The 26,462-nt window shown below is 70.1% G+C and carries 18 protein-coding genes; 7 read left to right on the top strand and 11 right to left on the bottom strand.

The window, feature by feature from the left end; translation table 11 throughout:
* Positions 1-74: 74 nt before the first annotated feature.
* Positions 75-4,691 (bottom strand): DEAD/DEAH box helicase family protein, encoded by a 4,617-nt coding sequence (locus tag OV090_RS39885; protein ID WP_267710092.1) that lies wholly within the window; start codon positions 4,689-4,691, stop codon positions 75-77.
* Between the two features lie 271 nt (positions 4,692-4,962).
* Between OV090_RS39885 and OV090_RS39880 the strand changes: the two genes are divergently transcribed.
* A complete protein-coding gene (locus OV090_RS39880; RefSeq protein ID WP_267710091.1) occupies positions 4,963-7,374 on the top strand; it encodes an ATP-binding protein in 2,412 nt (803 codons plus the stop codon).
* Between the two features lie 363 nt (positions 7,375-7,737).
* On the opposite strand, the gene OV090_RS39875 is transcribed toward OV090_RS39880, so the two are convergent.
* Complete coding sequence (locus tag OV090_RS39875) at positions 7,738-8,640, bottom strand: SDR family oxidoreductase (RefSeq protein ID WP_267710090.1); 903 nt, start codon at positions 8,638-8,640, stop codon at positions 7,738-7,740.
* 54 nt (positions 8,641-8,694) lie between these two features.
* The gene (locus OV090_RS39870) at positions 8,695-9,474 is read right to left on the bottom strand and encodes an AraC family transcriptional regulator (RefSeq protein ID WP_267710089.1); all 780 of its coding nucleotides are present in this window, start codon (positions 9,472-9,474) and stop codon (positions 8,695-8,697) included.
* 312 nt (positions 9,475-9,786) lie between these two features.
* On the opposite strand from OV090_RS39870, the gene OV090_RS39865 reads away from it, so the two are divergent.
* Positions 9,787-10,794, top strand: a complete 1,008-nt coding sequence (locus OV090_RS39865) for a hypothetical protein (RefSeq protein WP_267710088.1) — start codon at positions 9,787-9,789, stop codon at positions 10,792-10,794.
* A gap of 109 nt (positions 10,795-10,903) precedes the next feature.
* Here the strand turns inward: OV090_RS39865 and OV090_RS39860 are convergent, their stop codons facing one another.
* Entirely contained in the window at positions 10,904-11,647 is a 744-nt protein-coding gene (locus OV090_RS39860) for a hypothetical protein (protein WP_267710087.1), read from the bottom strand.
* 83 nt (positions 11,648-11,730) lie between these two features.
* Here OV090_RS39860 and OV090_RS39855 point away from each other — a divergent pair, with 83 nt between their 5' ends.
* Both OV090_RS39855 and OV090_RS39850 read left to right on the top strand, forming a co-directional pair.
* Positions 11,731-12,666: a hypothetical protein gene (locus OV090_RS39855; protein ID WP_267710086.1), complete on the top strand. Its 936-nt coding sequence runs from the start codon at positions 11,731-11,733 to the stop codon at positions 12,664-12,666.
* A 374-nt stretch (positions 12,667-13,040) separates the two neighbouring features.
* Complete coding sequence (locus OV090_RS39850) at positions 13,041-13,781, top strand: 2OG-Fe dioxygenase family protein (protein WP_267710085.1); 741 nt, start codon at positions 13,041-13,043, stop codon at positions 13,779-13,781.
* A 198-nt stretch (positions 13,782-13,979) separates the two neighbouring features.
* Here OV090_RS39850 and OV090_RS39845 read toward each other — a convergent pair whose 3' ends face one another.
* The gene (locus tag OV090_RS39845) at positions 13,980-16,310 is read right to left on the bottom strand and encodes a serine/threonine-protein kinase (protein ID WP_267710084.1); all 2,331 of its coding nucleotides are present in this window, start codon (positions 16,308-16,310) and stop codon (positions 13,980-13,982) included.
* 194 nt (positions 16,311-16,504) lie between these two features.
* Between OV090_RS39845 and OV090_RS39840 the strand changes: the two genes are divergently transcribed.
* Positions 16,505-17,200, top strand: coding sequence for a DUF1264 domain-containing protein (locus tag OV090_RS39840; RefSeq protein WP_267710083.1), 696 nt, complete (start codon positions 16,505-16,507; stop codon positions 17,198-17,200).
* A 299-nt stretch (positions 17,201-17,499) separates the two neighbouring features.
* On the top strand, positions 17,500-18,801 hold the full coding sequence (locus OV090_RS39835; protein ID WP_267710082.1) for a hypothetical protein: 1,302 nt from the start codon (positions 17,500-17,502) through the stop codon (positions 18,799-18,801).
* 13 nt (positions 18,802-18,814) lie between these two features.
* Here OV090_RS39835 and OV090_RS39830 read toward each other — a convergent pair whose 3' ends face one another.
* The 5 genes from OV090_RS39830 to OV090_RS39810 form a co-directional block, all read right to left on the bottom strand.
* Complete coding sequence (locus tag OV090_RS39830) at positions 18,815-19,996, bottom strand: pectin acetylesterase-family hydrolase (RefSeq protein WP_267710081.1); 1,182 nt, start codon at positions 19,994-19,996, stop codon at positions 18,815-18,817.
* A gap of 593 nt (positions 19,997-20,589) precedes the next feature.
* On the bottom strand, positions 20,590-21,864 hold the full coding sequence (locus OV090_RS39825; RefSeq protein WP_267710080.1) for a sigma-70 family RNA polymerase sigma factor: 1,275 nt from the start codon (positions 21,862-21,864) through the stop codon (positions 20,590-20,592).
* Positions 21,865-22,051: 187 nt separating this feature from the next.
* Positions 22,052-22,651, bottom strand: coding sequence for a DUF4142 domain-containing protein (locus tag OV090_RS39820; RefSeq protein WP_267710079.1), 600 nt, complete (start codon positions 22,649-22,651; stop codon positions 22,052-22,054).
* A gap of 586 nt (positions 22,652-23,237) precedes the next feature.
* Positions 23,238-23,774 (bottom strand): hypothetical protein, encoded by a 537-nt coding sequence (locus tag OV090_RS39815; RefSeq protein ID WP_267710078.1) that lies wholly within the window; start codon positions 23,772-23,774, stop codon positions 23,238-23,240.
* 908 nt (positions 23,775-24,682) lie between these two features.
* A complete protein-coding gene (locus tag OV090_RS39810; protein WP_267710077.1) occupies positions 24,683-24,889 on the bottom strand; it encodes a hypothetical protein in 207 nt (68 codons plus the stop codon).
* A gap of 141 nt (positions 24,890-25,030) precedes the next feature.
* On the opposite strand from OV090_RS39810, the gene OV090_RS39805 reads away from it, so the two are divergent.
* Positions 25,031-25,333, top strand: a complete 303-nt coding sequence (locus OV090_RS39805) for a hypothetical protein (RefSeq protein WP_267710076.1) — start codon at positions 25,031-25,033, stop codon at positions 25,331-25,333.
* A gap of 45 nt (positions 25,334-25,378) precedes the next feature.
* Here OV090_RS39805 and OV090_RS39800 read toward each other — a convergent pair whose 3' ends face one another.
* Positions 25,379-26,425, bottom strand: a complete 1,047-nt coding sequence (locus OV090_RS39800; RefSeq protein ID WP_267710075.1) for a hypothetical protein — start codon at positions 26,423-26,425, stop codon at positions 25,379-25,381.
* Positions 26,426-26,462 lie beyond the last annotated feature (37 nt).

Here is a 26,462-nt window from a genome sequence, read left to right as displayed (position 1 = left end):
TCCATCGGCACCCGACTCGGCCCGGGCTTATCTTAACGACCGGTGATCACCTTCCGTGGACGCGCGGGCGGCGGCTACGAACCAGGCCTCAGGAGCGCCGCCAGTGCCGGCAGGTCGAGCTCAGCGCCGCCGGGCCACAGGCGCAGCCGCCGTGTCGGATTGCCCGCCCGGGCACCCGGCGCCTTGCCGACCTTCGCTTGAGCGTTACTCAGGCGACGCCGAAGCTCGGCCGGGTCGGAGATTTTTACCGGATACCCCCCGAGTTCGAGGCGTCGTGCCGCGATGGGGAGGTGGGCCGTCTCGCGCGTATCGATCGCTGCATCGGAGAGAGTCAACCCGGCCTGGGCGAGTCGCTCGAGGATGAACTCGAGGCCCGCAGCATATTCGGTATTGCGTGCGTCGGCTGAACCGCGGGTTCCGCCGCGCGCCTCAAGCACGATGGTCGGCCGGCCGTCGACGTCTTCCAGGCGAAAGGTCGCGTCGATCGTCGAGCCGTCGGCGCGAACCGGACGATGGGGCCCGAACGAGCCCAGACGAGGCTCGGTGAGCTTCCAGGCGGCGAGCGCCCAGCCGGTGTCGATCCACCGGGTCGAGCCCTTGGGCGTGCCGTCGAGGTAGCGCGCGCGGTTGACCCGCGCCTCGTCGAGCACGCCGCCATGAGCTTGCACGTCGTCGCTTGCGACGGCGACCCATGCGAGATCGGTCAGCGAGATGGAGCGCTCGGCAAAGCCTTCGTCGCCGCCGTCGATACGCAGCCCACCGCGCTGCGACGGACCGAGCACGCGGGCACGCCGCCCTCCTTGGACAAGCATCGCGTTCGGCATGGCGAGGAGCACGTCGACAACTCGCTGCGCCCGGGCGAGGCTGCCATCTGGAAGGGCCCTGGACACGGTGCGTCCGTCGCCCCAGCGCTGCCACGTCCGGTAGTCGACGTCGGGGATTCTCCACCCGTCGTCTTGCCAGCGCCCGACGCCCAGGTATTGAAATCCGCCGTCGGTCTGCGCCAGGACGAAGGCCGTCTCGGCTGGCCGGCGCGTGATGGACACTCGCACCCTGTCGGGAGCGACGAGCTGACCGGGACGGTCGATGAACACAAACAAATGGCCGCCCGATCGGCCGGTGGCAGGCCGGTCGATGCCGAAGGTGGCTTCGAGATCTGTGATCGTCGTACCGACGGGAGGCGCGATATCTTCGGGCCGCACCGACCCCTCGAGCCGGGCAATCGCAAGCATGTCCTCTGTAGCTTCGTACGACGGACCCTGGGGGTTGTCGGAGATCAGACGCCAGTGGCCGTCGCGCTGGACGATGCGCTTGAGCTGCCACGAGCCGCCCTCGGGTAGCTGGATGAGCGCGACGCGGTTGGTGAGCGCGCTCGCCGGCAAGTTGCGGCAGTAGCGGAGGATGGCCCAGTCACCGTCGCGGAGTGGATGCGACCCGCCGTCCATCGATGTTCCGGAGACACGCACCGCGAACCGCTCCGGCGCTTCCCCCTCGACCGGCAGCAGCACGAGCTCGGAGTCGGGCGGCTCGGCCTCACCGAGCGCGGGACCAGCCGCAGCGCGCAGGTCCGGATAAGCGACGACGGCGCGTCGGGTGAACGGGATCAGGTTGCTCTGCACCGGCTCGCACCACAGCCCGTCGGGGCTGGCGACGAAGCGCACGTCGAACGCGGTGCCGGGTTGACCTGCGGCGGGCCCGAACCACCTTCGCAGCAGATCTGGCAGCTGGTTGCGATCCGACCCGACGGGCCGCGCGACGTTGCAGAATCCCGTGACGAAGCGAAATAGCCAGACAGAGCCATCGGGCAGACGAACCGGGAGTTCTTGCCCGGATACGCGTTCGGTCGCACTCTGGGGCAGCCTGATGATCGGGTCGCGTTTATTCCAGATTACCCGGCAAACAAAGCTGTCGTCGCTGATCGGCACGCGGTAGCGCGCGAGACGGTAGTCGACGAGCTCGCGCACGAGCCCGGGTAGTGCGGGATCGGGAGGGTGCGCGAGACGAAAGCGGTCGTCCTCGTCGACCACGAACCACGTCCGCTTCTTCTTCTTCGCGTTCGCCCACGCCGCGATTGGATTGTCTCGCCAATAGGCGACCCAGCGGCGGACGGCGGCCTCGTCGGGATTGTCGGGCAGGCGATCGTGCTCGAGCACATCGGCGAGCAGTTCAGGCGAGCGCCGCAGACGACTCCAGGCACCGAGGGCGAGGTCTCGGATCGGGAGACCGGAAAACAGCGCGCCGGCGTCGAGGAGCACGTCGAGCGTCACCATCTTGAAGCTCTTCGTCATCTCGGTGGTCTCGAGGTCGTCCAGAAAGCCACTGTCGAGCACGCGCAGCTGTTCGGGTGTGAGGTCGCCCTCCGCGGCGACGAAGGCGAACCAGCTTCGGTGGCGAGCGCGCAGAGTGGCGGGCGCATACCCGAGACGCTGCAACTCACCGGCGGTCGGGCGATGTTCGCGAGTGTCGCGTAGCTCCCGGTAGGCTTGCTCGACGCGCTCGGCCCCGCCGACGCGGTACAAACTCTCGAGGAGCCGCTTGGCCTCGAGCTCGAGCTCGACCGTGCAGCCGTGAGGTAGTTCGGTGCGGCCGGTGGCAAGTAGTGTGGCGAGCGCTGCGGCGCGGTCTCCGAGCGAGAGCAGGGTTCGCAGACGCTCGAGGAAGATCTTGTGATTACCGACGAAGTCGAGGACCGTCACCGCCTGCTTGCCCGGAGCGGCCCGGAGCCCGCGCCCGAGCTGCTGCAGGAAGACGACGCTTGATTCGGTCGGACGTAGCATGACGACGCGGTCGAGCGCGGGGACGTCGACGCCTTCATTGAAGATGTCGATCGCGCAGATTGCGTCGAGCTCGCCGCGCTGCAATCCCGTCAACGCGAGGTCGCGGTCATCCGAGCCCGGGGCCGCGTAAACCTTGGCAACCCGCACGCCCCGTGTAACCAGCCAGGCGGCGGCGTAGTCCGCGTGTGCCACGCTGCAGCAGAATACGAGCGTGCGCGTGCCTGGGTGGGCCTGCCAGGCCGCCCACAGCGTCTGCATGCGGCGCTCGGACTGCGCCGCAGCGGCGAGCTGTTCCGCATCGAAGTGATGGTTGCGCCAGGGGATGTTCTTGTAGTCGATCTCGTCACGGACGCCGAAGTAACGGAACGGCACGAGGCGGCCGATCTGGACCCCGCGTGCGAGGTCGGCGCGGTAGGCGACGTGGTCGTCGAACAAGCCGAGGATATCGGCCGCATCGGCACGATCGGGGGTGGCGGTGAGGCCGAGCAGGAACGTCGGATCGAGACGCGCGAGGATCTTGCGATACGACTCCGCAGCCGCGTGGTGGACCTCGTCGATGACGACGTAGTCGAATCGCTCAGCGGCGAGCTGATCGATCCACGGCGCGCGTGAGGCCTTGGCGACCGAGGCGAACACCAGATCGGCGCCGATGTCCGCCTGATCTTCGAGGCACCAGCCGACGAGGGCGGTGACGTTGCGACTGCGCAGCTGCGCCCGGTACGTGGCGGCCGCCTGGCGCAGGAGCTCGCGGCGATGGGCGAGAAACAGGAGGCGCGGTACACGGCCGAGCTCGTCCCACAGCTGGACGAAGTCGAATGTGGCGAGCCAAGTCTTGCCGAGGCCGGTAGCGAGCACGACCAGGGCGCGGCGTCGACTCTGTTCGCGGGTCGTACGCAGACACGCGAGCGCTTCCTTCTGCACGTCGTGCGGCGTGGCCAGCGGCATGGGCGGATCGACCTCGACCTCGCCCGGCCGCAGCGCGGCGGGACGGGCGCGGGCCCTGGCGGCATAGGCCGCGATCCAGGCGGCGTCGAGTGGCTTGGCGAGCGACCAGAGCGCCGCGAACGCGTCGCGGATACGGCCCCACGCGCGAGCGTCGGCGTCGCGTTCGACCCGGAGGTTCCATTCGATGCCGGTGTCGAGCGCCGAACGCGAGAGGTTCGAGCTGCCGACGAACGCGACGCCGAAATCAGGGCCTTCAAGATGCCAGGCCTTGGGATGGAATGAGCGCGTACGACCGGGCAGCCCCGCAACTTCGATGACCTTGGCCTCGAGCGTCCCCCGCTCTCCCCGGGTGGCTTGCCAGTCGAGGAGGAGCTCGAGCGCCTCGACCTGCGTGATCTCGAGATAATCGCCGGTGATGATCCGGATGACAGCGCCCTCGCGCAGAGCGGTCTCGAGGGGATGCTGAATCCGCTCGAGGCCGCTTGCCTGCACGAATGCGGACACGATGTCGACTTTTTCGGCACGCGCCAGGAGCGGCAGGACGTGCGCGGCGAACGGGTCGTCCTCGCCGCCAGCGGCGAGCGACGGCGTGTGGCGGAGGTAGTTGCCACGGCTGGGGATGACGTGTCGAATCCCGCCGCGCGGATCGTCCATGTCGCCGACGTAGCGCGGGATGACATGCACGTGGAGATGCATGACGGTCTGGCCCGCGGCAGCCCCCGCGTTGAAGCCGACGTTGTACCCGGCCGGCGTGTCGCTGGCGTCGAGCATGTGCTTGATCGCGTCGACGGCTCGCCAGATGGCCTCCCGCTCGGCGGCGCTGGCATCGAACCAGGTGGCGACGTGGCGCCGGGGGATGACGAGCGTGTGGCCGCGCGAGACCGGATGGAGATCCCGCACCGCGATCACGAGCTCGTCCGACCACACGATCTGGCTGTCGGGGATGGCGCAGAATGGGCAGGGCAGCACGGGCGACCTCAGCGCGAGTGTACGCGAGCCAGAGCGCCGCCGACGAGTGATGGGCCAGGTTTCCTCTTCCAGTGCGCGGCGTCGCGCTTCGGCCGAAGGTTCGACGAGGTCGCTGGTCGTAGCGACAGCGGCTGGTGCCTTGGCAGGATGGCATCGTCCTTCGTGCGCCACGGTGACTTGTTCCGGGGCTCGGGGGCTGGGGCGCGACGGAATTTTCTTTAGAGGCGCGGCTCGCTTGGGCGCCGGAGTGTACCCTAGTCGCCGGAGGATTATGACCGACGACTTCCATGCTGACTTCTACGACGCGATCCGTGCCGACATTGTCGAGCACATCCGGCAGAACGTCCGCGGCAAGTATACTCTGACGATCCGCCGGCTCATGGAGATGTTCGGCTATCGAGCCGTCCAGCGTCTCCGACAGTCCTCCCTTAGCGCCGTGCTCGAGAAGCTCGCGGGATGGGGAATTTCTGCATCATTCCCAGGTTATGCGACCGCGACAGATCGCATTTCGCTTTCTCTCGCCAGCCCGGAGGATCACGTCGAGCGGGCCCCTACGATGCTCGGAGAGGAAAAAGCCGAGGAGAATCAGCGAGCCGACGAGAGCCTGGCCATCGACCCGCATGCCAACCCGTTCGCCTTCGCGTTCGAGACGTCCGACCTCACCGACCGCGAGCGCTCAGTCGCCATCTGCCACGACATCTTCACGGCCATCTGGTCGTGCCAACCCGTCTGCCTGCATATTGAGGCCTCGGACGAGTTTTTCTCGTTCGCGGCAGGGTTCATCTCGACGATGTTGCGTCGGCGGGCGGTGATGAGCCGGCGCTCGACCGACTGGGGGCTCCGAGACTACCTCGCTCCGGAGATCCTTTCGCTCGACGAGCTCAAGCGGCTTCAGACGCCCGAGCGTAACCATGGCTTCCCGGCTCGCGGTGCGGTCTACCTCGTTCAGGATGTGCCGGATGACATCCGCGACGACGAACTCATTGCTGCGCTCCGAGAGCGATGCGTCCCGCACACTTACCGCTTGAAGGCGCGTTTCGCCACGACTACGGCGGAGCCCGGCCCCGGCGGACACAGAGCCTTCGATGATCCTCAGTTTCCGAACGTGTGCCAGTGGCTATGCGCTTTCGCGGGCGCGCCCGCGCTTGGCACCGGCGCGGCCGATCACTTCGTCGACTTGGCGAGCTTGCTCGCCGACGCCGTTCGGGCGGGCGACTCGCTGTTCCAGACGTCCGCTCAGCGCGAGAGCGATCGCTCGTTTCGCGCCGGCTTCGAGAGCAGCGAGCACATGGTACTCAAGCACAGCATGCTGCGCTTCGTGCGGCGCGCCTATTCGGCGGACGCTATTTCCGTCGAGGCGCGCCTGAAGCCGCTGAACGACGGGGACAGTGAGTACGAGGACCAGCATCAGGAACCGGACGACACGGAGCTGCAGGTTCGGCCGGACGTGTGCGTCGGCTCGAGAATCGCCATCGAGATCGAGACTCTCCGGGGGCTCGCCCGCCCCGATACCACCGCCTTCATTGTCCTCGAGAACAAGCTCCGTCGGAAACTCCGGGCTTTCACCGACCTGAAGGAGGTGTGGTTGATCGTGCCCAGCGACGTGGCCTTGCTCGGCGCCGAGCACCTCGCCTGTATCGTCCGCAATCTTGAACGTTCCGAACGGGGGCCGATATTGCGACTTGCCTGCGTCGATCTTGAACAAGATCTACCGGTCTTCCTCCACCACGAGCCGCTTCCCCGCAGCAAGCCGGCAATCCGAGGAGCTTCCTGGCGCGAAAGCCGTAAACCTGCCGCAGAGCAGAAGTTCACGTGGAAGCACGTCGCCGGATACTCGGATCTCAAGGAACGGATCCGCCGCGACGTACTCGAACCCCTTCGTGATCCCGAGAAATATTCACGGTACGGCATCAGCGCGCCAAACGGCCTACTGTTGTACGGGCTGCCGGGGTGCGGAAAGAGCCTGATCGGCAAGGTGCTCGCCGGCGAGGCAGATCTCGCCTGCCGGATGATCGCCCCGAGCGATCTGACCTCGATGTGGTTGGGCGAAGGTGTCGGTAAAATCCGTGAGCTGTTCGACTGGGCCCTGAAACAGGCACCATGCTTGATCGTCATCGATGAATTCGACGCGATCGCAACGCAGCGCCGCGAGCACAACATGCACTCGGACGAGAAGCGGCAGGTGAACGAGCTGCTCGCACAACTCGACCGGATCGCCGACAAGCGAGTTGCCGTGGTCGCCACGACCAACTACGTGACCGGCATCGACGCAGCCGTTCGGCGAAGTGGGCGTTTCGACGTGAAGATCCCGGTGTTCCCGCCGACGATGAACGACCGCCGCGAGATCTTCGCTCATTACCTCGGGGCCGAGCGTCTCCGCGGAGTCGACGGCCTGACTTCGCTGGACATGCAAGTGCTTGCCGCATCGACGCCGCTCTACACCCCTGCGGATATCAGAGTCGTCATCGACACCGCGCTGCGACGCGCCATCTGCCGCATCGAAGGGGATGCCAGTCCGCACTTGTTGATGGAAGACCTGCAGGACGTTCTTCGCTCCCACCAGAGAACGATCCAGCGCGATGCCGCGCTTGGGTGGATCCGCGAAGCCCGGCAAGAACTGGATTCGACCGATAGGGCGTTGATGCAGCTCGAAGCGGAGGTGCGACAGGTCTACGAGGAGTGAAGCGCACTGGGGGCAGGCTTGGGAACTGCCCGCACGCCGAGATGACGGTGAGGCCGTCGCCGTCATCTCGGAGCGTGAACTCGCCAGCCTCGAAGCAGGGGCGCTATCTTGCTTCGGCGCGTCCCGAGCCGCGCCCTTCATCGCGAGGGCGATGACCCTCACGCGAGAGCCCGCGTCGGCGAATACGCCGTGTCGCGCATCAAAGTCTCGGATGGCCGGCGCATGCCCATCACGCCACATGTGACGGCCGCCACGATTGTCGAAGCCATCAAGACCCCGATGCGACGAAGCAGCAACAGTGTAGCCGTTGAAATGGTCGAACGCGTCCAATTGTGTTTGCGGCGCTGGCGACCGCGTAGCGTCTTAGCCGCCTGCGAAGTACGGCGGGCGATCGAGATCTGCGAGCAGGCCCGGCTGTACTGGCGCCCAGCCGAGCGTCTCTCGCGTGCGCTTGCTCGACGCACGGCAGTCGAGCGCGGCGAAGTGGGCGAACCAGCCGAAGTGGGCGGCTGCGTCGGCTGGGGACTTGCTGACGACGGGGACCTGCAAGCGGCGGCCGATCACTTCGGCGATCGCCCTGAACGGGACGCCTTCCTCGGCCACGACGTGGAACCGCGAGCCCGGGGCGAACGGTTGCGCGAGGGCGAGTCGGGCGAGGGTCGCGGCGTCGAAGCGATGCACTGCGGGCCACAGGTTCTGGCCCTCGCCGACGTACGCCGAGGCGCCCTGTTTGCGGGCGAGGTCGATCAGCATCGGCACGAAGCCGTGATCGCCTTCGCCGTGGACGGTGGGCGGGAAGCGCAATACGCCGACCTGCACGCCGCGGGCGGCGAGTTCGTCGCAGGCCAGCTCGGTGGCGACGCGTGGGAGCGCGTCGGGGCTGGCCGTGGCGCGGTCGTCCTCGGTGACGCCGGTCTTGCCGCCGGAGAGGACGACGCCGGAGGACACGAGCAGCGGCCGCTGCGTGCCGACGAGCGCGGCGCCGAGAGCTTCGATGACGTGGCGATCGGTCTCGCACACTTCTTTGTATCGGGTGAAGTCGTGGATGAAGCCGGTGTGGATGACTGCGTCGCTCGCGGCTGCTCCCGCTCGAAGTGAAGCAGGGTCCTCGAGGTCGCCGCGATGGGCCTCGGCGCCTGCTGCGGTGACGGCGGCGGCGGCGGCGTCGGAGCGCGCGAGGCCGAGGACGCGGTGACCTGCACGCAAGAGCTCCTGCACGATGGCAGACCCGATGAAGCCGGTGGCACCGGTGACGAAGATTTTCATGGGCCCACCATAGCGAGGCGCAGGTGGCCGGGGCTTGGCAGTTCTTGGCGATTTTTACAGGCCGCGCGCGAACTGCCCGGGGGTCATGCCGACGATGCGACGAAAGTGACGGTTGAGCTGGCTCTGATCGTAGAGCCCGACGCGCGGGGCGATGTCCTTCGGCTTGGCGCCGGCGGCGAGCATCTCCTTGGCGTGCATGATTCGCAGCTGGGTCAGATAGGCGTGCGGCGGCATGCCGACCTGGGCCCGGAAGGCGCGACACAGGTGGAACTTGTCGAGGCCGGCTTCACGCGCGAGCTCGTCGAGCGTGAGCGGCTCGGCGAGGCGCTCGCGGATCAGCTCGAGCGCGCGGCGTACCGGTCGCGTGTGGATGTGGGCGCGCTCCCTCGTCACTGCCACGTCGGCGATGGTGTCGATCGCCTCCGCGATCGCGCACTCGAGCGTGAAGCGATCGGCGCCCCCGGCGACGGCGTCGTGCAGGCGATGGAGCGCGGCCGCGCGTGGATCGCCCGGTTCGAGGCACGCCTGCAAGCGCACGCGCGAGGTGACCTGCTCGACGACGGCGGGCGACAGGCGGATCATCTGGTACGTGACGACACCGTGGCGGCGCACGTCGCGGTGGACATCGCCGGGCTCATGCACGACGACTGCGCCGGGCCGGCCTTGCCACTCGCGACCGTGGGTCCAGAACTCCGAGGTGCCCGCCTCGAAGCGGCTGATCAAGTATGCGTCCTTCAGCCCGGTGTAGGGCTGGTCGCTGTGCGAGCGCAGCGCGACGACACCGGGGGCCGCGACCGGCAACGGCTCGATGCGCTGGGTCGGCGCGGGTGTCATGCGGCGAGTGTACCGCGACGGCCAGCGGTGACTTGGGCATTCTTGGCGCCGTGGCGCCGGCGCAGGGCTCTGCGGTCTGTCGACAGGGTCGAACCGCGGCATCGGAATCGCCGCCGGAGTGGCGCGTCGCGGGAGGTTTCTCGCCTCGGCGGTCTCCGCGGCCCCAGGCCACGTCCGAGGGACCGCCCGCGAAATCGCCCGTCTGCGCCGCCTGGCGTGGAGCCACGAGCCTCGCGGCCCGCGAGCGTGCGGCTTCGTGATGAGCGTCGGCGCTTGCGGGGTTCGTCGGCGGCGGTGAAACTGGGCCTGGTCATGCATCGCTTCTCGCGCCGCTTCGCAGTGGTCCCGCTCGCCTTGCTCGCGGGGTGTCCGTCCAAGGGCCAGGATACCGAGACCACGGCCGGGCCCGACACCTCGAGCGGTGCGTCGGGTTCGACCACGGACGAGGCCATGCCGACGACGGGCAGCTCCGGGACCACGGGGCCCGTCGCTACCACCACGACGGGCGACGTCACCACGACGGGCGACCTCACCACGACGGGCGCGACGGACCCGATCGATTCCACCGGGCTGACCACGACCGGGCTGACCACGACCGGGCTGACCACGACCGGGCTCGATACTGCCGGCACGACCACCGATATGGGCTCGAGCTCCGGCGACATGGACACTGGCGGCGGTCCGTGTCAGCTCGATCAGGGCGGGGTCGGCGCCGAGTGGAGCCTCGAGGTCCCGCCGCAGGCGGCGAACATGAATCTGACGCTCACGTGCACGATCCTCTCCTCGCAGGGGATCGAACCGAAAGTCGCCGTGAGTTTCTCCTGCCTCGTCCTCGGGGTCCAGGAGACCGTCGTGCTGCATTACGCGCTGCTGCCATTCTGGAACTATACGTGGCTTCAGGGCAGCCAGGTGAAGATCGTCTATCACGCCGAGCTGGCGCCGTGGGGCCGCAAGTGGCTGCAGATCACCGGCGGCCTCACCAACTTCCAGGCGGTGCGGGCCGACGAGCTGGCGCCGCCGGGCCTTTCGCCGGAGGAGTACTTCGGGCTCGACGTCTTTTTGGATAACAATCCGTCCTGCGAGCCGCAGCCCGATCCGTGCGGCTCGCGCCAGCCCCTCGACCTGCACTACGAGCATTGGGTCGGGGACAGGCCGGCCTATGTGACGGTCCAGAACGGCGAGAAGAGCAGCTTCGGCTTTCCGGTACGGACCGACATTTGGCTCGAGCACGCGAGCGAGCTGCTCGAGCCGAACGACTGCGACGAGGTCGCGCAGCGTCGCATCGACGTGATGATCGTGCACGACGCCGCCGGTTTCTGAGCTGCCGCGTACGCGACGACCGCGGGGCGACCACGGGCCGCGCACCATCTGCGTCTCCGAGCTTGTCGGTGCCGGCGTGCGAGCGTCGAGTCGCTGAATCACGACAGGTTCAGGCCGGCGAGATCACCACGGTGATTGCGGTTTGGGTGGGGTAGTCGAGCTGCGCCGACGTCGTCGACGGATCCAGGACCTGCCCCGCGTGCACCTGGCAGAGCTCTTCGGGATGCGAGCCGAGGCACACGCATTCGCCCTCGCACGCTCGATATGCGGCCACGGAGATCGTGTAGATCCCGGCGGCGGCCTGATCGACGCGCTTGCAGCCGCGCTGACACATCAGCCCCGATGCGCACTCGGCCGTCATGTCGAGCGCCGTCAGTCGATTGCCGGGCCACTTCACCGTCGCGCTCGCGCCCGCCTCCATGCGCACGATGTCCGCCACGCCGCAGTTATTGCAGCTCGGGGTGCAGTCGGTGAGCTTCATGAGGGTGTCGCAATCCCACGGTGTGCAGTGCGAGCCGAGGAACTCGAGAGAGAGGCCGTCGGCGTCGACGAGCTCGATCGCCGGCAGCGGATCGCAGCCCCAGGTCTCGACCGCGGATGCTAGCCACACCGGTCCGCCGCTCTGATTCTCGAGGGTGATGGTCACGGGCGGCCCGACGTCCGCGGTCGATTGGTAGGCCTCGCACGCCGCCGTGCCCTCGGTCGGCGATGGCGCGCTCGTCATCGACGCCGCTCCGCTCGAACCGGGCGCCGTCGTGCTCTCGCCGGTGCCGGACTCGGGACCGGGCTCCGGCCCGCAGGCCAGCGCCGCGCCCAGAGCGGTGCTGACGAGCCAGAGGGGCCAAACGTCCACCCTGTCACGATACCAGCGTTCGCTCGCGCCGTCCCGCGGCCGCTCGACCCGCCCATGCGCCCGTGGCATCTTCTGGGACGAGGATGCGGATCGTCTCGACCCCGCGCTGGGCTCTGCTGGTATGGCTCGGTGGCGCGTGCGGTGAGGACCCGGTGGCCAGCGCGGGACCGGATCCCGCGGAGGTCGATCTCGTCGACGTGGTCGCCGGTGACGAGCACAGCTGCGCCCTCAACCGTGACGGCCGTGCGTGGTGCTGGGGGCGAGGCAAGGCGGGGCGCACGAACGCGATGGAGTCGGTCGCGTCGATCGCCGCCGGGGGGTACCACACCTGCGGGATCGCGGCGGGCGGTCGCCCGCACTGCTGGGGGCAGAGGTACTGGGGCGCGCCGACCGATTCGAGCTTCGTCGAGCTCTGCGGCGGCTCGGGCTTCGCCTGCGGGCGCGATGAGGCGGGCGCAGTCCGCTGCTGGGGCGGCGACCACGAGCCCGGGCCGCCGACGACTCCGTTCGCGGTGCCGATCCAGCGGCTCGTCTGCGGCCGGTACGCGGTGTGCGGGCTCGACCTGGACGGCGAGGTGGTCTGCTGGCACGCCGCGGGCCGCGAAGGGCTCACGCCCGTACCAGTGTCGGTCGTCGACTTCGACGTCCACTCGCACGCCTGTGGGCTGACCAAATCCGGCGAGCTGGCCTGCTGGGGCACGGACGACGACGATCCCGAGGCGAACCCTCCCCCCGGGGAGTTCACCGCAGTGAGCGTCGGCCACCGCCTCTCGTGCGCGCTGACGCTCGAGGGCGCGGTCCGCTGCTGGGGCGAGGACCGGTGGGCCGCGCTGGACTCTCCGCCGGGTCGCTTCACCCGGCTCGCGGTCGGCCGCGGCCACGCCTGCGCGCTGCGCGAGGACGGTCGGGTGCTGTGTTGGGGAACGGCCCAGGACTGCGTGTGGGACGGCGAGAAGATGGAAGATTGCACGGAGATCCCCGCGAGCCTCGGCGAAGTGCACGCCACGGCGTCGCCGTGAGCCGCGGCAGCTCGCTCGCGGCTCGCCAGTGAGGTGCACGCCTCGGCGTCTCCGTGACCGCGGCTTCGAGCTCGCGGCTCGCGCCGAGAGCATCGGCGAGGTGCACGCCTCGGCGTCGCCGTGAGCCGCGGCGTCCCGCTCGCGGCTCGCCTCGAGTCGGTCGCGCTCATGGCGGCGCCGTCGCGGAAGCGGGCGCCGGGTCTCGCAGTCAACCTGGTCTTCGGGCCAGCTTATTCTGCTCGCGGGCGACGATCGGGCGCAGCGTCGGAGCGATCTCGCAGGACGCTCACGACGGACGGCCGGGCGCCGTGGCATGCGCTGCTCCGCGGAGGAGCCGCGATGCTGGTACATTCCCGCTCGCCGCTCCCGCCCGCATGACCCCGCTGACCCCTCCCTACACCGACCCGGGCGACGTCGAGGCCGCCCTCCGCCGCGACGGTTACGCGATCGTGGCTGCCCGAACTCTGGCGTCCTGGCTGCCCCAGGGGCTCGGCGGGCTGCAGGCGCTGGAGCCGTCGTGGGACGAGCTCCCGCCCGACACCTACCTGCGCGACGGCGGGCGTTATCGCCGGCGCCGCCACTCGTGCTTCGTCGTCGAGGGGCCGCGGGTCGAGGCCACGCCCCACCGCGCGCACTGGCAGCCGCTCGAGTACAACGCGCTGCACGGCGGCCTGGAGCGGTGGTTCGAGCCGATGCCGCCGCAGGTGACGGAGCTGCCGGTGTGGTCGGCGCTGCTGCGCCGGCTGGGCGCGGTGTGCAGCGCCGCGGCGCCGGCCGTGCCGCGCTGGTACGTCGAGGCGCACCAGTTCCGCATCGACACCGCGGACGGCATCGGCCGCCCGACCCCCGAGGGCGCGCACCGCGACGGGGTGGACTTCGTCGCGGTGCTGCTCGTCGCGCGCGAGGCGATCAAGGGCGGCGAGACGCGCGTGTTCGAGGCCGAGGGTCCGCACGGCCTGCGCTTCATGATGAGCGAGCCGTGGACGCTGCTGCTGCTCGACGACGCGCGGGTGATCCACGAGGCCACGCCGATCCAGCCGCTCGGCGAGCCCGGCGGACACCGCGACACGCTGGTGCTGACGTTCCGCGCCGGCGACTTTCAAGGCCCGGGCTGACGCGGCCGCGGTCTGGCTGGCCGAAGGGACAGGTTGGTTCGGGGATGACGCCGGTCCCGCTCCGGGGTGCTCGGTGTGCTGTCCGAAGGGACAGGTGGATTCGGCGCTGGCATGGCATGTCCTTGGGGACATGACGGGGCGGGGTCGATCGACTCGCGCTTGCGGACATGTCCCTGTGGACATGTCTGAAAGACCTCATCAAGGCAAGCGCGGCGGCTTCGCCAGGTTGCGGCCGGTGGCCGTGTCGCGGGCGAGCTGGGCGCGGGCGAGGTCCTGGCCGGGGAGGAGGTCGGGGAGGCGGCCCGCGAGGGCGACGGCCTCGGCGTAGTGGCGGTGAGCCCGGCTGCGCTCGTCGGCGGCGGCGGCGAGGTCGGCGAGGGCGAGGTGGAGGCGGGCGAGGGCGGCCTCCTGGCCCGGCAGGGCGGTGCGGATCGCCAGGGCTTCGCCGAAGCGGAGGCGGGCGTCGGCCTTTTCGCCGAGGCGGAGGTGCAGGCGGGCCCGCTCCTCCAGCACGTCGGCGACGGCCGGGTGGCGCGGGAGGCCGGCGAGCAGGCTCATGGCCTGGTCGAGGTGGGCGCGGGCCTCGTGGTTGCCGCCCTGGAGGGCGAGCATGCGGCCGCGCAGCATCTCGATGCGGGCGGCGGTGGCCGGGCGGTCGGTGGCGCGGGCGAGGGTGTCGCGCAGCAGCATCTGCGCGCTGGTCGGGTCGCCGTGAGCGGCGAGCAGCTCGGCGCGCAGCAGGGCGACCTCGGTGAGCCGCCTCGGGTCGCGCAGGCGCTCGGCGGCGGCGCCGGCGAGGCGGGCGGTGGCCTCGTCGTCGGTGCACTCGGCCAGGAAGCGCTGGACGTCGGCGACGAGGTCGTCGTCGCGGTGGCTGATGGCGAGCTGGAGGGCGGTGGCGAGCTGGTCGCGGCCCTGGTGGGAGATCCCGCGCGCGCAGGAGATGTGGCCGAGGAGGGCGGCCGCCTCGGCGCGCAGCGGGTCGCCGCCGACCTCCTTGAGGACGCGGTCGACCTGGCGGGTGGCGTCGTTGAAGCGGCCAGCGAGGGCGGAGACGCGCGCCTCGTCGAGGGCGGCGGCGAGGTCGGGCGGGGCAGGGCCAGGGCCGACCAGGTTGCCGGGGTCGAAGCAGGGGGCGATGTCGGGCAGCGACTCGGCCATCCGCTCGGCGTCGCCGAGCTGCTCGGGGCGCAGGCGCGCGAGGGCGCGCGTGACGACCGCGAGGTCGCGGGTGCGGCGGTCGAGGCAGGCGCGGTGGCGCTCGCGCAGCGGCGGGGCGGCGAGCGGCCCCGAGCAGGCGGCGGCGCGGGCGTGGCCGAGGACGGCGGCGTAACGGTCGATCTGCGCGGCGGCGCGCTCCGCGGTGACGGCGGCGAACGGGACGTCGACGCCGGCGAAGGCGCTGGCCAGGCCGGCGCCGGGCGGCGGCAGCTCGGCGGCGCCGGCGAACTCGCAGCTGTGGTCGAAGCGCGCGGGGGCGGCGGCGACGGCGACGGCGGCGATCCCGGCCAGGCCGGCGGCCAGGATCACGCCGACCCGCCGGCGCCGCGGCGGGGCAGCCAGGGCGGCCAGGAGCGCCTCCATCGACGGGTAGCGCTGGTCCTGGTCGGCGTGCAGGCCGCGGACGAGCACGGTGTAGATGCCGGGCGGGACCTTGGCGTCGCGCGGCGGGGGAGCGATGAGGCCGGTCATGATCCGGCGCTTGAGCTCGGCGCGGGTCTCGGAGGCGAACGGGTGCCAGCCGTAGAGGCCGCGGTAGACGGCGACGCAGAAGGCGAACTGGTCGCTCTTGTCGGTCGCCCGCAGGCCCTGGAACTGCTCCGGGGACATGTACGAGGGCGTGCCCATGAGCGCGCCGCTCTGGGTCAGCCGCGAGCTGCGCTCGAGGTCCTCGGCGGACACGTTCTCGCCCACGTCGGGCGGCGCGTCAGGGTCGGGGGCGCTGCGGACCAGGCCGAAGTCGACCACGCGGACCCGGCCGTCGTCGCCGACCAGCACGTTCTCGGGCTTGAAGTCGCGGTGGACCATGCCGCTGCGATGCGCGGCGGCGAGGCCGTGGCCGGCCTGCAGGTAGGCGTCGAGCACCTGCCGCCAGGTCCGCGGGGCCGTCTCGAGCCAGCGCCGCATGTGGACGCCGCGCACGAACTCCATGGCGATGAATACCCGGCCCTCGAAGTTGCCGGTCTCGTAGACCTGGACGACGTTGGGATGCGACAGCTGGGCCAGCGCCTGGGCCTCGCGGATCAGCCGCGACGAGGCCCGCTCGAGCCCGCTGTCGCGGTCGAGCCGGACCAGCTTGATGGCGACCTTGCGGTCGAGCTTGTCGTCGTAGGCGAGGTAGACCTCGCCCATGCCGCCGACGCCCAGCGACTGCAGGACGGCGTAGCGCGCGATCTTCTGCGGCTGGGCCCGGGCGTCCTTGCCGAACAGCTTCGCGTGCGCCGCGGACTTGATCCGCCGGACCTCGCGCGCCGCGGCGGTCTGCGGCGCGCGCGAGGCGTCGTCCGGGTCGTCGCCGGGGTCGGGCATGGTCGGCAGGATAGCCGAAGCGGACCCGAGCGGCCCGCTCGCCCCGCCGCGGGTCGACGCGACCGAGCGCGAGCGACGCGGCCGACCGCAATCGCGGCAAGATGTCTTTGGGGACATGTCCCAAGAGGCGGGCGGGTCTCCTCGCGTGGTCCGGCTCGCTGGCGCGCCGGCGCTGCCGAGGCCATGCCCACCGCATGCGAGGGGTGCTCCCCGCCCGGGCCGGGTTGTCGCTGTTCGCGCTGCTCGGGCTCGCGGACTGCTACGGCCGCAGCGCGCCGCCCGGGGCGGCCGTGGCCAGCCGCGGGGCTGCCAGCGACGGGCCGGCGCGGCGCGACGACCAGGGCCGCTCGGCGACGGTGCGCGCGCTCGAAGAAGGTACGCTCGGGCCGCAGGACCGCACGCCGGTCGACCGCCTGCTGCTGGTCCTCGACGGCTACACCCGCGCCAAGCGCGAGGCGGCCGGAGCGCCGGGCGACGGCCGGCCCGACCGGGCGCTGTTCTACTGCGCCCAGCTCAACGCCGACTTCAGCCAGTGCGTGCTGTTCGACGGCTCGGACGAGAGCGCCCACCTGGCGGGGGTGGAGTACGTGATCTCGGCGTCGCTGTACGCGACGCTGCCGGCAGCGGAGCGCCAGTACTGGCACGCGCACACGGGAGAGATCGACAGCGGGGTGCTGGTGGCGCCCGGGCTGACCGACGCGGCCCACACCGCGCTGATGGGCGAGCTGCGCTCGACGTACGGCAAGGGCTGGCGCACGTGGAACGCAGAGGTCGATCCGCTGCCGTTCGGCGAGCCGACGCTGATGTGGTCGATCGCGCCGGGCAAGCTCGAGCCGGTGACCCGCTCGGAGATGCGATCGCGGTGGGGCCGGACGCACCGCGAGGAGTGAGCGGGAGGACGCGGCGGTGAGGCAGCCGCGAGGAGCGAGCGGGAGAACGTGGCAGCGCGGTGACGAGGCCGGACCCGCCGCGAGGCGTGAGCGAGAGACCGCGGCGGTGAGGTCGGGCCGACCGCGAAGCGCGGGAGACTTCAGTGGCGCGAGGTGAGGCCGGATTCCCCGCGAGGCGTGAGCGGGAGAACGCGGCAGTGCGGCGGTGGGAAACCGGGGGCGTGGGTCGAGGCGGATCGAGGGACTTTCGGTCGTGCCCGGGGGTGGTGGAACGGGGCGAATCACGATAGTCGGCCGGCATGTCGCTGCGCGCGCTCGCCGGGTCGGTGGTGTCGATCGTCTTGATGGGCTCCGCCTGCGGGGGCGAGCGAGGGCAGGCCGCGGACGCGGTGCAGGCCGCTGCGGTCGCGGAGGCGAAGGCGATCGCGGAGGCGCCGGTGGCCGCGGAGGCGAAGCCGCCGACGATGCAGGCAGGGCCGCAGGCGCAGTGGACGTTCACGTTCGCCGACGAGCCGTCGCGCTTGAAGCTGGCCGGCGACGGCACGGTGCTGGCGCTGGTGAATCACGAGCTGGTCGCGGTGCGGGCCGGAGCGATCGCGTGGAAGTTCGGGGCGGAGCTGCGGCAGGTGCTGGCGGTGGCCGGCGACGTGGTGGTGGTGGCGCAGGGAGATCCGTCAATGCGGCGCGATCGGCTGGTGATGCTGGCCCTCGCCGACGGTCACGAGCTCGGCGCGGCGATCCTGCCCGACGACGGCGAGCAGGACGAATTCGCCGAGCCGATCCGGGCTGCCATCGTCGAGCCGGACCAGGACGGGCTGCTGGTCGGTGACAGCGTGGCGCGGTGGTTTCGGCTGACGCCCGGCCGCTGCGTCAAGAACGGCTGCCTGCGCGCGGCCGGGCGCCTGCCGGAGGAGATGTTCGACACCGACGCGGAGCTGTCCTTCGGGCCAGACAATCGACGGGTCTTGCGCGAGGGTAGGGCGGTGCGGGTGTTCGACGGCGAGTGGCAGACTCTGCTGTCGGTCCGGGCCCACGATTCGCTCGGCGGGTCGGCGCTCGGACCGGCCGGGCTGGCGCTGGTGGTCGACGACGACGTGGTGCTGCTGGCGCCGGAGGCCTGCGAGGGCCCCGAGTTCGCGCCGTCCGGATGGCCGCAGCCGCGTCGGTTGTACTCGCGGGAGCTCGACGAGTGCCCCGATTGCCCGGGGCCGCCGCTCGGCTGCCGGCGCTGGCGCTCGTACCAGGAAGGGGTCCACAACGAGGCGCTGGTGCTGTTGCCCGACAAGGCGGTGGTGGTCCACGTCGACGGCGAGACGCGGGCGATCCGCGACGGCCGCCAGGCGTGGACGACGAACACCGGGGGCCTGGGCGCGGTGTTGCAGGTCGGCGAGCGGGTGCTCGGCTTCAGCGGCGGGCTCGAGGAGGACGACCCGCCGGCCCTGTACGCGCTCGACCTCGCGGGTCGGCCGCAGTGGCGCACGCCGCTGGCGATGAAGGGGCCGGGCAGCTTCTTCTTCACCGACGACGTGCTGCTGATGAACGCCGGCGCGACGCTGCTGACCGGCTACGAGGCGAACATCGCAGTGTTCGCCCTGCAGTGATTCGTGCAGGCCGTCACGGATCGACGCTGGCCCACGCGGGGTCGTCGGCGACCATCTGGCCGAGCCAGGCCTGCAGGTCGACGCCGCCGCTGGTGATCGGCAGCGGCGCGGTCAGCAGGACGTGGCCGACGGCGTCGAGCAGGAAGTAGCCGGCGTTTTCATAAGGGGCGACGTGGGTCTGAACGATCTCCGCGATCGCCTGCGGGAACTCTTCCAGGGTGAATCCGAAGTAGATCGGCACGATCCAGTCGCGGGTGTATGAAAGCAGGGCCCAGCGCTGGGTGGTGTGATTCGCGCCGTAATAATCGTAGATCGCGCCGAACGTCTCCAGGCATTCGGGGCAGTCGGGCGGCAGCGAGGCGGCGAGGTTCCATTGTGTGCGCCAGGTGTCGGACAGCTCCTTGGCGAGGTACGGCGGATCGAGCGGCGGCCCGGAGTCGTCGACGAGGTCGACGCGCACGTCGCCGAAGGCCTGCTGCACGCGCCACCAGTTGAAGGTGCCGCCGTAGCCGCCGGCGCTGGCGCCGACGAGGTAGACGCGCTCGGCGGCGGGGAAGGTCGGGACGAGCCGCGCGAGGTAGGCGACCAGGTTGGCGCCGCCGACGTGCATGGTGGTGCGCTCGCCGTAGGTGACGACGTTGTCGCCGCCGTGCATGTCGCCGGTGCAGTACGGGACGTAGACGAAGCTCATGTCGCGGAACGGGTTGTTCGGGTCGTCGCGGTCGAAGATCTGCGCAGTCATGACCTTGGGCAGGTGCGGGTCGAATTCGGCGGCGAACTCGGCCTCGCCGTAGCCGTCGGCGACGTGGGCGCTGGCGTTCATGGTGTAGCAGGTGGCCTCGTCCCAGCAGGCGCCGCCGCCCTCGAGGTAGAGGACGACGCGATCGCTGCGGGTGGTGAGGTTGACGCCGATGCCGGTGGTCTCGCCATTGGCACAATGCGCGTCGGCGAACGGGATCCAGGTCCAGGTCTCGGCGGGGGCGTCGATCGCCGCGCCGTCAGGGTCGCCGGTGGTGGTCGGCGAGTCGGTGGCGGCGGTGGTGTCATCGGTGGCGGCGGTAGTGGTGTCGTCAGTGGTGGCGGCGGTGGTGCTGCCGTCCGTGGTGGAAGACTGCGAGTCGCCGGCGTCGTCGCCGCAGGCGGGCGCAGCGAGCGCGAGCGAGGCGGCGAACGCGGCGACAGGAGAACGATTCATGGGCATGCCTCGACGGTACTGCACGCGGCGCCGCTGCGCCTGCGAGGGGCTCTCAGCGGGAATTCCGGGGCAGTATGAAAAGTGTGGAGGATCGCGACAGTGGCAGATCGCAACAGCAGGAATCACCGGATGCGCGAGCGCGCGGCGACGACGTGGGCGCGGGTGCGATGCGAGTGTCCCCAGGGACAGGTGGTGGTATCCGCGCGCGAGCACGAGGGAGATGACCGAAGGGACATGTCGGGCCAGGGCGCGTAGGCGAGCGCCGGGGGCCCAGGTGTCTCAAGGGACATCTCGCGTACGGTGTGCGTTCGCGGACAGTGCGTCGGCGCACTCGGCAGCACGGCTGTCCCCGGGGACATTCGTTTAAACTGAAAAATGGCGCTCCGACCGGGTCCAGTGGCTGCGCAGGGCCCGGTCGAAGCGCGTGGATTCTGATTGTTTGTTTTTTCTTAAAAAGATCGGTCGGCGACGCGAGCGGGAGATCGTCCTGCGGGCGAGCATCGGGGGCTCGGCCCGTTTGAGTGCGAAGATCGACCTCGCGTGGCGGGCGAGCGGGAGACCTTGGGGTCCGCGCCGCGCCGCCGACCGCCGTGTCACATCAAGTGACGGCGCGAGAACTCGGCGCGCAGCTTGGCGAGCGCGCCCTCCTGGAGCTGACGGATTCGCTCACGCGACAGCGAGTAGCCGGCGCCGATCTCCTTGAGCGTCATCTCTTCCTCGCCGTCGAGTCCGACGCGCTTGCGCAGGATGTCGGCCTCGAGCGGGGAGAGCTGGGCGAAAACTTCTTGAAGCTTCTCGTGGAGCAGCTCGCGGTCGAGCACGTCCGACGCGGACTCGTTGTCGGGGTCGGCGACGGTGTCGACGAGGCTGGCCTCGCCGTCGCGCGAGGCGGGCAGGGCGAGGCTCAGCGGGGTCTCGATCAGCGACCAGCCCATGCGGGCGATCCGCTCGACGCTGACGCCGCTGACGGCCGAGAGCTCCTGATCGGTGGGCTCGCGGCCCTCGCGGGCCTCGAACTCGCGGCGGGCCTTGGTGACCTTGTTGCAGGCGTCGATCATGTGGACCGGCAGGCGCACGCTGCGGGCCTTGTCGGCGATCGAGCGGCTGATGGCGTGGCGGATCCACCACGAGCCGTAGGTCGAGAAGCGGCAGCCGCGGGCCGGGTCGAACCGGTCGACGGCCTTCATCAGGCCGAGGTTGCCCTCCTGGATGAGGTCCTGCAGCGGGACGTTGCCGCGGTGGAAGCGGCGCGCCAGCGCGACCACGAGGCGCAGGTTGGCGCGCACGAACGCGTTCTTGGCGGCCATCAGCGCGGCGTGCTGCTTGCGGACTTCCGCCGTGTAGCGGGCGAACGGGACGCTGCCGCGGCGCGGCGGATTGACTGCGAGCGAGATCTCGGCCTTGCGGTCGCCCTCGAGGCTGGTGAGGTCGGCGAGGATCGCGTCGGCCAGCTCGCTGTCGACGTCGGCGGCGAGCATGGCCTTCGCCAGCTCGTCGCGCGAAGCCTGGAAGGCGTCGTGGTGGCAGCGCAGGTCGCGGTCGCGGAGGGTCCGCGAGGTCTGCTCCAGCGCGTTCACGGCGGCGGCGGGGCACACGTCGACGCCCAGACGCTGGCGCATGAGGGCGCAGATCGGCTCGACGAACGGGGGATAGTTGAGGAGCGCCACCCAGAGGCCCTTGCGGAGCTCGCCGATCTTGAGGGCCGCGGCGGTCTCCTCGTCCTTGGTCATGACGTTGACTTCGGAGAGGTCGCGGAAATAGGCCGTGAGGGGTCGGTAGCCCGATTCCTGGGCCGGGGCCTTCGATGAATCAGCGGTGAGGTCGCGCAGCATGGTGGTCTCCGTTTCAGGGCCGGACAGGATCCGCATGGAGGGGGCCGTGGACCGTAAGGAGTGTCCGTCCGCGGCTCGTGTCAGAGTGGTCAAGGGGTCGGTGTCAGAGGGGGTTTGCGGATCCTGCCCGGCTCCGGGCCGCACTGCGGGCCCAGGCGAGCGTGCGAGGGTCGGTTCAGTCCAAGCAATCGAAGTCAGATCAAGTCCAAGGATCGCCTGGCCGTTACTTGTCGGCCGTCTTGAGGTTGGTGCGCATCTCGACAGCCAGGTTGTAGTGGCTCTCGACGATCTTGCGCACCTCTTCGAGCTCGTCGCGCAGCTCGTCGGTCTGGGCGAACGGGATCATCTTGTTGTCGAGCGCGGACAGCCAGGTGGCGTGCACGTCGACCTGAATGTCGAGGTAGGCCTTGTCGAGCGGATCGCCCTTGTCGATCTTGCCCATGGTGTCGAGCTTCTGCCGCGAATCCTGCTCGATGTCGCTGGCGAGCCGGCTGCTGGTGGCCGAGAGGTCGAGGGCGTCGCGGACCTTCTTTTCGCGCTCGCGCACGAACTCGTGGTCGTTGATCATCATCGCCGCGAACTCCTTGACCTTCTGGGTCTTGGCCCACTTCTTCATGTATTCGCCGTGGGCGACCGCCTCTTGGTTGATCACGTCGAGGACGCCGAAGATCTCGTCGTCGGCGGTGTTTCGCTCCGACGGCGCCGTCGCTTCCGGCGAGGGTTCCACGACCGGCTCCGGCGAACTGGTGTCCGGAGACGTGCGCGAGCAGGCCGCGGCGAACACGAAGGTGAGCATGTAGAGGGTCTTGTTGCGGGGCTGCATGAACCTTGGCTGATCCAGGCCCGCAAGACCGGCAACGAAAAAATCGTCAGAGGGCCAAAGCCGCTCACTCCCCGGAATGTGCAGGGATTTCGGAGAGCGCGGCGGAAACGGGGTTAGAAGGGCTTCTGGGGCAACTTGGGGGCCGCGAACCTGGGCGAGGCCGCGCGCGCTTTTCTCCTGGACAGGTGTCCGCGAGGATGCGCGAAGTGCGACAAATGTTGAGACTGCGCACATTCCGCGGGCGGGAAGGCACCGGAGTCAGGGGTTGTAAACGATGTTCTGGACGCGCCTCGCGCCGCGGGGCGGCGATCGGGGTCCGCGGGCGGAGAGGCCGAGGTGGAGCCGCGGGCGCCAACCCACACGCGAGGACGATGGGCGGTCCATCAATAATAAGTGTGGGTCCGCTGTCAGCGGACTCAGCCCTGTGAAAGAGGGGCAGATGGCAGGATGGGCTGGATGAGACGGCTGGTGGCAATGTAGGCAGTCGGGGACCATGGGCCCGGGAGGCCCCTCGATCGCGGGCGCCGAGCCTCGTTCGCTTCGGCGGTATTGCTGCTGCAAATGATGGCAGGAGACGTCGGTGCGCTCAGTCGAGGGCGAGGCGACGGACCCACATGCGGCCGTGGGTGGCATCCTCGACCTCGTCGAGGACCGAGCCGGCGACGACCAGGAAATCGGGGCCGAAGGCGGCGGCAGCCGGGAGGTCGGACAGCTCGGGGTTCGGGAGGACGAACTCGGAGCTCCAGCGCAGAACACCGCCGCCGTCGTAGAGGTGGACGGCGCTCCTGTGATGGTCGCTCGGGTCCATGCCGGTGAGAGCGATGCGCTCGTCGGGTCCGGCGGCGAGGTGGACGGAGGCGAAGGTGTCGGAGCTGGGGACGCTCCAGAGCGCGGCGAAGTCGGGTCCGCGGCGCTGCAGCAGGACCTCGGGGTCGGCGCCGAAATTGGCGAGCAGGAGGCCGCCGGCGCCCGGTGAGGCGGCCGTCGCGTTGGCGTGGGCGGGCTGGCCGGCGAGCTCGGCCTTGATCCACACGCCGTCCTCGTCGATGACGCCGAGGAAGGATTGATTGTCGTCGACGCCCTGGACGCGCGCCTGACCGATGACGATCGCGCGGTCGTCCACGACGACGAGGTCCTCGCCGACGCTGTGCAACTCGCTGGCCTGCCGCCACAGCTCGGCGCCGTCGCCCTCACGCCGCTGATGACGATCTGGCCCTGACCGCCGACCGCGAGGTCGGTGACGAAGTCGGCGTTCTCGGGCTCGATGGTCCACTCGAGCCGCCCGCTGCGCCCGCACGCGTCGTCGCAGCCGTCGTTGGGCTCGTCGTTGCCGTCGTCGCAGACCTCGCCCGGGCCGAGCTGGCCGTCACCGCATGCGGCGATGGAATCGGTGGGGGTCGGGAGAGCGGTGGTGGCATCATTCGTATCGGAGGACGATGAGCCCGGCTCGCCAGGGTCGGTGTCGGTGGCCTGGGGGGCGTCGCCGATGACGATCGACGGGATGCAGCCGGCGAGAGCGATGAGGGTGAGGGTTGAGGTGCGGGCAGGGACGGACACGGGGACTACCTCCGGGAGAGTGGTCCCCGGCCGGGGCGGGGACGATCAGACCGACGCCCAGGGCGGCGACGGCATCCGCGCTCACCCCGAGGCCCACCGCCGCACCGAACACGAGGCGGTCGACCTCGAGGACGTGCTCCCGTCGCTCGAGCGCTGGCGCTCATCCGCCGCCGCTCGAGACCTCGTCCCGCGCGCGTCGCAACGCGCGGGGCCTACTCCATCGTCGCAACGCTCGCCGACAACAGAGCTCAACGATGCCGCTCCAAACTTCGGTGAGGGCGATGGCTAGCAACACATGGTGCCACCACAGGAAGTCGCTGACGCTGACGCCTAGAAGATAGGCGAGCGCCGCGATCAGGCAGATGTAGCCTATAACGCACAGCGGCCAGAATGGTGTGAAGAACGCGAGCTCGCAGAATTCCCGGGTCGGCAAGAAACCGAATCGCTGCGGCGGTAGAGGCGCCTTGAGCGGCACTAATTCTGTGCGCCTTCGCATTTGTCCTTGATGTAGCCGAAGACGGATGTGGCCACACCGACCCCAACCTTTTTACACGTCTTGAACTTCTTGAAGAACCACCAGCAGCCGGCGCCGGTGGCGACCCCGATCGTTCCGCCACTGAGCCCGCTGGCGACATCGCACACACGAATCAGCGTGACATCGTCGGTTTCTTCGGGGAGCACGAATATCGCGCTCGTCGCGGGTCCGAGCGAGGGCTCGCCCGAGCCGCCGTGCGTCGGAGCACGGCGTGCGGATCGGCGTGGCCGCGTCCGGGCGCGTGGGCGTTGAATACCGCCTCTGGCGCGCCGTTCCGACGAGTCCCCTTGTCGCCGCGCCTTCGCAGCCCGCTCCTCGCCTCCGCCGGCGCCTTCGCCGGCTTCACGCTCGCATGGATCGTCGTCTGCCTCGGTAACAATGGCGATGTGTTCCCGCAGGGCCCGGCGCGGGTGATGTTGCCGCTCCTGCTGGTCGGCCCGGGCCTCGGAGCGCTCGCCGGAAGCCGGGCGAACTCACGCTTGGCCGTGGCGACGCTGCTCGCGCTCGTGGCCCTCTCGCTGACGTTCTGGGCGCTCGTGCCCGATGGCTGGTGGGCTGTCGGAGCGCCGCCCATGCCGGGCGCGAAGTAGTTCGAATGATCTGCGGATCTGCGTCAGAGTGCCAGCGCATCGCCGTCATCGACGTTGGCCTCGTCGCGGCTTCATGCGGTTGCGCAGCGCGTCTGCGGCCTCGGGGCATTGCCCGGCCCAGCGCCGCAGCGCGGTCGCGGTCGCCTCCTTCACTGCGGGCAACAGGGGCGAGTGGATGAGCCTTTCCTTCGTATGGAGGGGGTAGAGGGCATCGTCGTGCAGCACGCTGACCGCAGCCACGAGCCCCTCGTAGCCGCGGTCGTTGCGGATCTTCAAAAAATCGCGGATTGCCGCGAGCAGGCCGGGGACGTGCGGGCCGTCCTCGTCGCGCTCGAAGTTGGTGTAGCCGAGGATCCGCGCCGGCTGTCCGTACGGTTCGGTGCGCCAGGCGAGGGCGACCTCGATGGTCGTCGGGCCGGCGTCCGTCACATACTCGCCCTGATGGTGCGCGACGTTTTCGAGCGGTCCGCGGGCCTCGACGCGCACGCGTTCGACGAGGCCCGTCGCGCGCTCACCCGCGAAGCTCCACGTCAGCGTCGTCGCGGGCAGCAGGAACGCGAGGTCCTCGAGGCGCTGCGTCAGTTCGAGCCGGGGCACGCGCGTGCTCGGGAAGATCTGCGGATCGGGGCGAAATCGGATGCGCGTGCCCGACGGCCGCGACGCGGCGCTCACGCGCAGGGGAACGCGCTGCACGCCGCCGGCGTACGCGACGGTGGCCTGCTCGCCGGCGTGCACGGTGTCGACCTCGAGCGGATCGCTCAGCGCGTTGGTCATCAGCAGGCCGGACTCACGGAACCCGAAGTGGGCGCTCGAGCGGTACGGCGGGTGCTCGAGGAGGTCGACCAGCGAGCCGCCGGGGATGCCCGGGCCGTCGTCGGCGACGGTGACGAAGTCGTCGGCGTCGACGCGGACGTCGATGCGGGGGCAGCGGCCGGGCTGACGCGGATCGATGGCATAAGTGACGACCGCGAGCAGCAACTTCAGCGGGCCCATGCCGTCGTCGAGCGAGCCGACGTACATGCCGGGCCGCTTGCGCACTGCCGCGATCCCCGTGAGGACCTCGATCGTGTCGGTGGTGTACTCGCTCGCCATGCGCCGACGTTAGCGCAGGACGTCCCCGCCGGTCACG

It is taken from the genome of Nannocystis sp. RBIL2 (assembly GCF_026626745.1).
Classification (GTDB): domain Bacteria; phylum Myxococcota_A; class Polyangia; order Nannocystales; family Nannocystaceae; genus Nannocystis.
Note: the sequence above shows the minus strand (reverse complement) of the source record. Positions and strands in the feature narration are given on the sequence as shown.